Genomic DNA, 7,316 nt, shown 5'->3' with positions numbered 1-7,316 from the left:
CGAAACTTCCGCTAGCGGCGCCCTCCGCGTCGTCGTGGCCCCGGTGCGCGCCGTGGTCCAGCCGATCGTTGCCGGACTCGGCGAGCTGGTCCCGGTCACCTTGAAGGTCGGCCAGGAGGTCCCGTTCAGCGACGTTGTCCGGAGCCTCGCCGACGCCGCCTACGCCCGGGTGGACATGGTGACCCGGCGCGGAGAGTTCGCCGTCCGCGGGGGGATGCTCGATGTCTTCCCCCCGACCGAGGACCACCCCATTCGGGTGGAGTTCTTTGGCGATGAAGTGGACCAGATGCGCTGGTTCGCCGTCGCCGACCAGCGCTCGCTGAGCGCGCCCGGGGTGCACCACCCCACCGAACTGCACGCCCCGCCGTGCCGCGAAATCCTGATCACACCCTCCGTGATGTCCCGCGCCGCGACGCTGAAATCCCAGCTGCCGGCCGCCGCGGACATGCTGGAGAAGATCGCCGGCGGCATCGCCGTCGAGGGCATGGAGTCACTGGCGCCGGTGCTGGTGGACGCCATGGTGCCGTTCCTGGACCAGTTCCCGGCCGGTTCGATGGCCGTGGTCATCGAACCGGAAAAGGTCCGGACCCGCGCCCACGACCTCGCCGCCACCAACGAGGAATTCCTCGAGGCGGCCTGGTCGACGGCGTCCGACGGCGGCACCGCACCCCTGGATCTCAGCTCTGCAGCGTCGGCGGCCCTGCACTCGGCCAGCTTCCGCTCGCTCACCGAAACCCGCTCCGCGGCCCTTGCGCACCAGGTGTCCTGGTGGTCGATCACTTCGCTGGCCACCGACGAGGAGCTGCTGCCTGACGTCGACGTCCTCAACCTGCACGCCCGCGAACCCCGCGGCTACCAGGGCGACGTCGCCGAGATGATGGCATTCATCGGCTCCCATGTGCGCGAGCAGTGGCGGATTGTCGTCGTCACCGAAGGTCCCGGCCCGGCCCAGCGGCTCGCGGAGCTCTTCCACGACAACGACATCCCCTGCGCCCGCGTCGACTCCCTCGACGACGACCCCCAGGCCGGTCTGATCGAGGTGACCACAGCCGCCGTCGGACGCGGTTTTGTCCTGGATCCGCTCAAGCTGGCGCTCCTGACCGAGGCTGACCTGCTGGGCCGTACCTCCGCGGGTTCCACGAAGGACATGCGCCGGATGCCGTCCAAGCGGCGGAACGCCGTGGATCCGCTGCAGCTCGTGGCCGGGGACTCCGTGGTGCACGAACAGCACGGCATCGGCCGGTTCGTGGAGCTCATTCAGCGCAAGGTGGCAGGCGGCGGGGACGGGGTGCGCGAATACCTGGTCCTCGAATACGCGCCGTCCAAGCGCGGAGCCCAGGGCGACCGGCTCTTTGTGCCCACCGACCAGCTGGACCAGGTCACCCGGTACGTCGGCGGTGATACCCCGGCGTTGAGCAAGATGGGCGGCGCGGACTGGGCCAGCACCAAGTCCAGGGCCCGCAAGGCGGTCAAGGAAATCGCCGGTGAGCTGATCCGGCTCTACTCGGCACGGATGGCCTCCCGCGGCTACGCCTTCGGCCCCGACACCCCGTGGCAGCGCGAGCTCGAGGAGGCCTTCCCCTACGTGGAGACGCCGGACCAGCTGACCACCATCAATGAGGTCAAGGCCGACATGGAGCGGGAGATCCCGATGGACCGGCTGATCTCCGGCGACGTCGGCTACGGCAAGACCGAGATCGCGGTGCGGGCGGCGTTCAAGGCCGTCCAGGACGGCAAGCAGGTCGCAGTGCTGGTGCCGACGACGCTGCTCGCCCAGCAGCACTATGAAACCTTTACCGAGCGGTTCTCCGGCTTCCCGCTGGTGGTCAAACCACTGTCCCGCTTCCAGAGCGGCAAGGAGGCCAAGGAGACGGCCGAGGGGGTCAAGGGCGGTTCTGTGGACGTCGTGATTGGCACCCACCGGCTCCTGTCCAAGGACTTCGCGTTCAAGGACCTCGGCCTCGTGATCGTGGACGAGGAGCAGCGCTTCGGCGTGGAACACAAAGAGGCGCTCAAGAAGATGCGCACCAATGTCGACGTCCTGGCCATGAGCGCCACCCCGATTCCCCGGACCCTGGAAATGTCGTTGACCGGCATCCGCGAGACCTCCACGCTGGCCACCCCGCCGGAGGAGCGCCACCCGGTGCTGACCTATGTAGGCCCGTACACGGACAAGCAGACCTCCGCGGCGATCCGCCGCGAGCTCATGCGCGAAGGTCAGGTTTTCTTCGTGCATAACAGGGTGTCCACGATCGACCGCACCGCGGCGAAGATCCGCGAGCTCGTCCCGGAGGCCCGGGTGGAGGTGGCGCACGGGCAGATGTCGGAGTCCCGGCTGGAACAGATCATCGTGGACTTCTGGGAGAAGCGCTTCGACGTGCTGGTCTGCACCACCATCATCGAGACCGGCCTGGACATCTCCAACGCCAACACGCTGATCGTGGACGGGGCGGACAAGTACGGACTCTCCCAGCTGCACCAGCTGCGCGGACGGGTGGGCCGCGGCCGGGAACGCGCCTACGCCTACTTCCTGTACCCCTCGGAAAAGCCGCTGGGCGAGGTGGCGCTGGAGCGCCTCAAAGCCGTCGCCACCCACAACGAGCTCGGCGCCGGCATGCAGCTGGCCATGAAGGACCTCGAAATCCGCGGCGCCGGCAACCTGCTCGGCGGGGAGCAGTCCGGCCACATCCAGGGCGTCGGCTTCGACCTCTACATCCGCCTCGTGGGCGAGGCCGTCGCGGAGTACCGCGGCGAGGCCGAGGAGAAGGCCGCGGAGATGAAGATCGAACTTCCCGTCAACGCGCACCTGCCGCACGACTACGTGCCGGGCGAACGGCTGCGCCTCGAGGCGTACCGGAAGCTCGCCGGGGCGATCACCTACGAGGCGATCGACGAGGTCCTCGCCGAGCTCGTGGACCGTTACGGCGAGCTGCCGCTGCCCGCGAAGAACCTGATCGACGTCGCCCGCTTCCGGGTGGGCGCCCGCGAGGCCGGGCTCAGCGACGTCGCCCTGCAGGGCAACTTCATCAAGTTCTCTCCGGCGCAGCTGCCGGAGTCCAAGCTCATGCGGCTCACCAGGATGTACCCGGGCGCGCAGTCCAAGCCCGCCCTGGACGCGGTGCTCATCCCGAAACCGAAGACCGCCCGGATCGGCGGCCGGGACCTGCAGGACGCCGAGATCCTCGAGTGGGCCAACGGCGTCATCCGCAACATCTTCTCCGACGCCCCACTGACTGTCTCACCGACGGTGCGTTAGCCGGTGATGGGAGGACACCACGCCGCGTCGGGAGCCGCGGCGTGGGTGGCTGTTGCGTCAACGGGCCCGTACGCGCTGGGCTGGTACCCGCTGGACGCGACCGGGATTGTGATCGGCGGGATGGCGACGGCGGGGACTGCTCTGGTCTGCGACTGGGACCACCGTTCCAGCACGGTGGCGCACTCGCTGCCGCCGCTGTCGAACGTGATCGCAGTCGGCATCGAGAACGTCTCGGGCGGGCACCGGCAGGGCACGCATTCGCTGCTTGGCGCGGCGTTCTTCGTGCTGCTCGCCGCGCTGGCCGGGCAGCTCCAGCTGCAGACTGACTGGGGCCTGCTGTCGGTGGGCGCCGGCCTGCTGTGCATGTTCATGATCAACATCGCAGCCAAGGCGCTGAAGCTCTTCCCGAAGTACGGCTGGATCAGTAATTGGGTCTTCGCCCTCACCATGGCCGGGCTGGTGACCTGGTTTGCGCCGCACCAGTGGACGTGGCTCCCGGTCTCGATGCTGACTGGTGTGCTGGTGCACATCGTGGGGGACATGATCACCACCGGGGGAGTGCCGCTGCTTTGGCCGGTGGTGATCAAACCGCCGAAGCTGCTGCGGAAACTGCCGCTGCTCAAGAACGTCTGGAAGGCCAACGGGGCGTTCTCCATCCCGCTGCTGGGCCGCGCCGGCTCACGGCGGGAATGGTTTGTGCTGATCCCTGTCAGTGCCTACGCCATGATCGGCATGTTCGGCGCGGCGCTGGCCCTGGCCGAGGTGCACTGGCCGGCCGCCGTCGCGCTGGGGACCGGGCTGGTCCGGAGCCTGTTCGGGCTGCTGGCCGCCGCATAGCGCCGGATCCACGGCGCAGCGGCGAGGGACCCGGTTAAATGACTGAAGCTCCGGAGATCCGGAGCTTCCGTCGCTTAAGTTACGTGGTGCCCTAGACTTCGCCCGCGGAATCCGAGCGGCCCAGGATCGTCTGCGGGACCCAGAACGACGCAGCGAACAGGACGAGGCAGGCGGCCATCGGCCACGGGTTGCCCAGCGTCAGGAAGCTCAGCGAGTAAAGGGAAGCGCCGAAGAGGACCATCATCAGGACGAACAGGATGAGGCTGGAGCCGAGGCTGTTCTCGTTCTGCGGCGTCTGCTGGGTCTTGACGGTATTGCTGGTCATTCGTTCCTCCTCGGCCCCGTGGGGCTCAATACTGTGGCGGCTCCGGTTGTTATCGGATAGCAGTCAGTACGCGGACGAACCCTGTTCACCCTTGACGATCGCGATGCCGGAGCTGGCGCCAATACGTGTTGCACCTGCAGCAATCATAGCCTGTGCGTCCGCGAGCGAACGCACCCCGCCCGAGGCCTTGACGCCGAGGTCAGGACCGACTGTGCGGCGCATCAGCGCGACGTCCCCGGCGGTGGCGCCGCCGCCATTGAAGCCGGTGGAGGTCTTCACGAAATCGGCGCCCGCTTCCACGGCCGCCTCGCAGGCGAGCACCTTCTGGGCGTCGTTGAGCAACGCCGTTTCGATGATGACCTTCAGGATCGCGCCGCCTTCGTGTACGGCGTCGGCGACGGCCCGGATGTCGTCGACCAGGGCTCCCTTGTCGTTGGCCCGGGCCGCGGCGATGTTGATCACCATGTCCACTTCCTCGGCACCGTCCAGCACTGCGCCACGGGCTTCAAAGGCCTTGACGTCGCTTGGGGTTGCGCCCAGCGGGAAACCGACGACGGAGCACGTCAGCACCCCGGTTCCCTTCAGTGCCTTCTTGACCGTCTTGACCCAGACCGGGTTGACGCACACGGACTTGAACCGGTACTCGGCAGCTTCGGCACAGACCTTGAGGACCTCGGCCTCGCTTGCCTCCGGCTTGAGCAGGGTGTGGTCGATGTAGGAGGCAATGGTTCCAGCCTCCCCGGCTGCTGGGGTGGCGATTCCGGCCGTCGCGGCGGCTTCGTTGCTCATGGTGGTCCCTTCGTGGCTTCTCAGGTGTCCATCTTGCCACAACAGGCCTCCTTCCGGAGGGCGTCTGTCCAGTGGTCTAGCAACGGTTCAGGCAGCCTCCGCGAGGGGCTCCGCCAGGCCGGCCTGGAGCAGCTGGGAAGCGCAGACGGAGGCAGCGGAGGAGGCGGCCACAAGCAGTCCCAGCCGGACGCCGTCGAACACGGCGGCGTCCCCGATGGCCCAGATGCCCGGGACGGAGGTTCGGAAGTCGCGGCCAATGACGATTCCGCCCTGGCGGGCGGTCTTCAGCCCGGCGCTGACCGCGAGGGCGTCGCGGGCAATCGGTTCCTCGGCCAGGACCACCAGGTCTCCGGCCATGCTGGAGCCGTCCTCGAACACAATCCCGGCGGCCGGGAGCGTGGAACCGGCCAGGGTGGGAACGACGGAGGCCGGCCGCTGCGTGGTGCGGATGGGGCGGACGCCCCGGGCGCGCAGCACTGCCTCGGCCTGGCCCGCGGCAGTCCCGGTGCCGACCAGGATGCCCAGCGGCCGCCGGCCAAGGACGCGCGTGACAGCTTTGACGGCCTCGCCCAGCCGGGCCGCGTCGTCGATGGTGGAGTAGCTCAGGCACCGGCCTTCCCCCGCCAGCGGTGCGGCGGCAGGGGAGGATCCGGTCGCGATGACCAGCTGGTCGTAGCTGAATTCCAGGCCGTCCGACGTCGTGACATAGCGGCTGTCCGGGTCGATGTAGCTGGCCGGCTGGCCGAAGCGCACGGAAACCTGGGGGAGGGCGGCGAGTTCCAGCAGCTCCTCGGGGGCGTCATCACGGTTGCTGAGCACGGTGATGCCGCCGGCGAACGGGGTCCGGGTGAGCTGGCGGACGAGGGCCTGCGCGGCCGGGCCGGCTCCGGCGATGACGATCCGCGGGCGGGCCTGGGAATCGGCTGAAACGGTGGAGGTGGCGGACATGGTGAGGCCCTTTCGCTGGTGGCCGGTGGTGTGGCCTGACTGCTTGATGGAACCCAGCGTAGGCGGGCGATCTTTCCGGCGTGTTTCCCCGGTGTTGCCGGATTTTCGCCGCCCGTTTCCCAATGTTTACCGGCCGGTAATGGCGTGCGTCACACGCGGATCCGGTAGCCGCGCTTCACCACGGTTTCCACCAGCCGGCCGTCCGGCAGGGCGGAGCGCAGCCTGCTGACTGTCATGTCCAGGGCATGTACGGAACCGCGGAGTTCCAGCAGCTCGGACAGCGACTCGCGGGACAGCACCGCGCCGCCGGCGCCCATCAGCGCCCGCAGCAGCAGCAGCGGGGCGGGGGCCAGTTCGATGGGCTCGCCGTCGATCCGCAGCGAACGGCCGCGGAGTTCCACCCGGCCAGAGACGGTGTCCAGGCGGCGGACGTGGTTGAGGGCAAGGTGTTCCACCACGAGCCGGATCAGGGCGCCCATCCGGAACCGGTCCGGGACCAGCGGCTGCAGTCCGGCGTCGATGAGCGGCTGGGCCGTGATCGGGCCGACGACGGCGGTGGACACGGTGGTCTTGAGGCTCTCCACGAGCTGCTTGTACAGGCCCATCTCGTGCGCAGTGCTCCACATGGCATCCACCGCGGGGGCGCTGGTAAAGGTCAGGACGTCCAGGTTGCCGCTGCAGGCGGCCTCGATCAGCCGCGGCAGCCGGTCCGCGCCGTCGGGCTTGACCCAGCGGTACGGGGTGACAGTCAGGACCGTGGCGCCGGACATCCGGAGGCGTTCGAGCTGGCGGACGTCGGTGTAGCCGTGCAGCTGCACGGCCACGGTCTTGCCGCGCACGCCCTCGGCCAGAAGCATGTCCACCAGCGTGGCGGTGGTTTCGTCGCTGCTGATCCCGACGTCGGCCAGCCCGGCCGCGCGGACGGCACCGCGGGCCTTGGGCCCGCGGACGAACATCCGGGTGGCGCCGAGGGTTTCCAGCAGCTGCTCGCCGATCCCGAACGTATCCGCGGCCTCGCACCAGCGCCGCATGCCGTAGGCGGTGGTGGCGATGCACAGCTCAGGGCGGGCGGCGATGATGGCCCGGGTGTCCTCGATCAGGCTCACGTCCTCCTGCACGGGGGCGATTTTCAGCGCCGGGGCATGCAGCACCTCGGCGCCG

General features: G+C 68.8%; 6 protein-coding genes. 2 read left to right on the top strand and 4 right to left on the bottom strand.

Annotated features, from left to right (window positions below; genetic code table 11):
• Positions 1–3,256: transcription-repair coupling factor (gene mfd, locus K789_RS0113895; protein ID WP_024367281.1), on the top strand; the 3,256-nt coding region annotated here is incomplete at its 5' end.
• 6 nt (positions 3,257–3,262) lie between these two features.
• Complete coding sequence (locus tag K789_RS0113890) at positions 3,263–4,093, top strand: metal-dependent hydrolase (protein ID WP_051181052.1); 831 nt, start codon at positions 3,263–3,265, stop codon at positions 4,091–4,093.
• Between the two features lie 91 nt (positions 4,094–4,184).
• On the opposite strand, the gene K789_RS0113885 is transcribed toward K789_RS0113890, so the two are convergent.
• From K789_RS0113885 to K789_RS0113870, 4 genes are all read right to left on the bottom strand, one after another.
• The gene (locus tag K789_RS0113885; RefSeq protein ID WP_024367279.1) at positions 4,185–4,418 is read right to left on the bottom strand and encodes a hypothetical protein; all 234 of its coding nucleotides are present in this window, start codon (positions 4,416–4,418) and stop codon (positions 4,185–4,187) included.
• Positions 4,419–4,481: 63 nt separating this feature from the next.
• Positions 4,482–5,207: a deoxyribose-phosphate aldolase gene (deoC, locus tag K789_RS0113880; protein WP_024367278.1), complete on the bottom strand. Its 726-nt coding sequence runs from the start codon at positions 5,205–5,207 to the stop codon at positions 4,482–4,484.
• Positions 5,208–5,294: 87 nt separating this feature from the next.
• Entirely contained in the window at positions 5,295–6,155 is an 861-nt protein-coding gene (locus tag K789_RS0113875; RefSeq protein ID WP_024367277.1) for an FAD-dependent oxidoreductase, read from the bottom strand.
• A gap of 149 nt (positions 6,156–6,304) precedes the next feature.
• Positions 6,305–7,316: uroporphyrinogen-III synthase (locus tag K789_RS0113870; protein WP_024367276.1), on the bottom strand; the 1,012-nt coding region annotated here is incomplete at its 5' end.

The sequence above is a fragment of the Arthrobacter sp. TB 26 genome, from assembly GCF_000427315.1.
In the GTDB taxonomy this organism is placed as follows: Bacteria; Actinomycetota; Actinomycetes; order Actinomycetales; family Micrococcaceae; genus Arthrobacter.
The sequence above is the reverse complement of the archived record's forward strand: the minus strand, read 5'-3'. Positions and strand labels throughout refer to the sequence as shown.